The sequence below is a fragment of the Chryseobacterium oryctis genome, from assembly GCF_025971925.1.
In the GTDB taxonomy this organism is placed as follows: domain Bacteria; phylum Bacteroidota; class Bacteroidia; order Flavobacteriales; family Weeksellaceae; genus Chryseobacterium; species Chryseobacterium oryctis.
This window is the reverse complement of record NZ_JAPDHV010000014.1, coordinates 1-1,838: the sequence shown is the minus strand read 5'-3', so window position 1 is coordinate 1,838 and position 1,838 is coordinate 1. Positions and strand designations below refer to the sequence as shown.

Genomic DNA, 1,838 nt, shown 5'->3' with positions numbered 1-1,838 from the left:
TTATGTCCTTTAAAGCAAAATTCAAAGTTGCGGGGAAAGAGCGCAACATCATTGCTGTAGATTTCGGAATGCTACAGGAGACCGACCCAACAGGAAGACCATCTTCTATCGTAAGAGGGGGTAAAATTCATTTAACAGTAGAAGGCACCGGCGAGACCGATCTTTTTGAATGGATGACGAACTCATTCGAGAGGAAAGACGGGAGTGTTGTATTTTTCAAAAGAGACAGCGAGGCTACCCTAAAGGAATTGAAGTTCAAGGAAGCTTATATCGTGAAGTATAAGGAAGATTTTGATTCATCAAGCCAGAATCCACTTACGGAAACCTTTGTGCTTTCTGCAAAAGAAATAGAATTAGGTAATGCAAAGCATGTCAACGAGTGGGTATAATCCATCGATGACAGTCTGAAAAGCCTTTCAAATAACGTTCATAAAGAATTTTAATATAAAAAAATGAAAGGCTTACAGGCCCTTTTTTAGAAAAACAGTGAAAAAAATAAACCCAATAATTTAAAAAAATTAATCGATTATGTCCTTTAAAGCAAAATTAAAAGTAGCCGGCAAAGAATACAATATATTAAACATCAGCTACGGCTTATTCCAGGAAACAGACGCCACAGGAAGACCCTCTACAGTAACAAGAGGCGGTAAAATCGATGTTGTGGTAGAAGGAACAGGAGCCACAGACCTTTTCGAGTGGATGACCAACTCATTTGAAAGAAAAGACGGAAGCGTGGTTTTCGTAAAAAGAGACAATGATGCAACGCTTAAGGAATTGAAATTTACAGAAGCTTACTTAGTAAAACATAAAGAAAATTTTGATTCTACGGGAGAAAATCCGTTGACAGAAGCGTTCACTATTTCAGCAAGAAAAATTGAGCTAGGCTCCGGCGCTTACGAAAACGAATGGGTATAAAGTTTTTATAAAAGTAAATGGGCAATTTCGGTTGCCCTTTTCTTTATCCTATAAGTATGGATGATAAGTGAATAACGATGCTGATATTGCTTAAAATTCATAGATTATTAATTATTAAAAAACACAAGATATGTCTTTTTTATCCAAATTAGAATTAGACGGTAAAACATACAATATCCTTGAATGTAGATACAATTTTACACAGGCGACTGACGGAACGGGAAAACCTCAGGGTATGCCTCAGGGAGGAGAAATTTATGTTCGAATCGAAAGTACGGGAAATCCCGAATTATTAGGCTGGATGCTTGACCATAACCAGACCAAGAACGGAAAAATCATTTTCTTTAGAAGAGATGCGATGAGCAAACTTCAGGAGCTTATTTTTGAAAAAGCCTACTGTATTGATTTTACAGAAACCTTTCATGCTCACAATGCAGAGCCATTGCAGATAGAAATGCGTCTTATCGCCAAGAGATTTGACGTGAACGGTGCTTCCCACGAGAAAACCTGGAAAGAGTAGATTTCGGAGACTTTCTTTGTATCCGTCACTAATTTTATTCATCAATTAACTGAAAAACACAAAACCATATGGAAGAAAATAGCACTCATATGTCAGGATTTAACGGAAGACTGAATCATCCCGATGACATAAAAAAATACTTTTCGTCAAAAACATTTAAAGATTTTCTGGCAGACAAAACCAGTCCGTTGGTCTATTGTACTCTTAGTCTGGACGGGAAACCGTTTCTAGACAAGTCGGATTTTTCATTAAGTTTAAGCCAGTTGACTAATGACCATGACAGCTTTACGATAATAGTTCCGGATGATGCATTGGATAGTTTTGAAGGATATGTGATGGAAAATTCTAAGACGGTTTTGGGTAAAAATCTTACCATCAATCTACACCGTTTTGGGAGTGTAAA

The 1,838-nt window shown here is 37.1% G+C and carries 3 protein-coding genes and 1 pseudogene; all 4 read left to right on the top strand.

Annotated features, from left to right (window positions below; translation table 11 throughout):
- Window positions 1-2: 2 nt before the first annotated feature.
- Entirely contained in the window at window positions 3-389 is a 387-nt protein-coding gene (gene tssD, locus OH806_RS16500; RefSeq protein ID WP_264744780.1) for a type VI secretion system tube protein TssD, read from the top strand.
- Between the two features lie 139 nt (window positions 390-528).
- Window positions 529-915, top strand: coding sequence for a type VI secretion system tube protein TssD (tssD, locus tag OH806_RS16495; protein WP_264744779.1), 387 nt, complete (start codon window positions 529-531; stop codon window positions 913-915).
- A gap of 130 nt (window positions 916-1,045) precedes the next feature.
- Window positions 1,046-1,435, top strand: coding sequence for a type VI secretion system tube protein TssD (gene tssD / locus OH806_RS16490; protein WP_264744778.1), 390 nt, complete (start codon window positions 1,046-1,048; stop codon window positions 1,433-1,435).
- An 89-nt stretch (window positions 1,436-1,524) separates the two neighbouring features.
- Window positions 1,525-1,838: pseudogene (locus OH806_RS16485) on the top strand (type VI secretion system Vgr family protein); the annotation flags it as partial.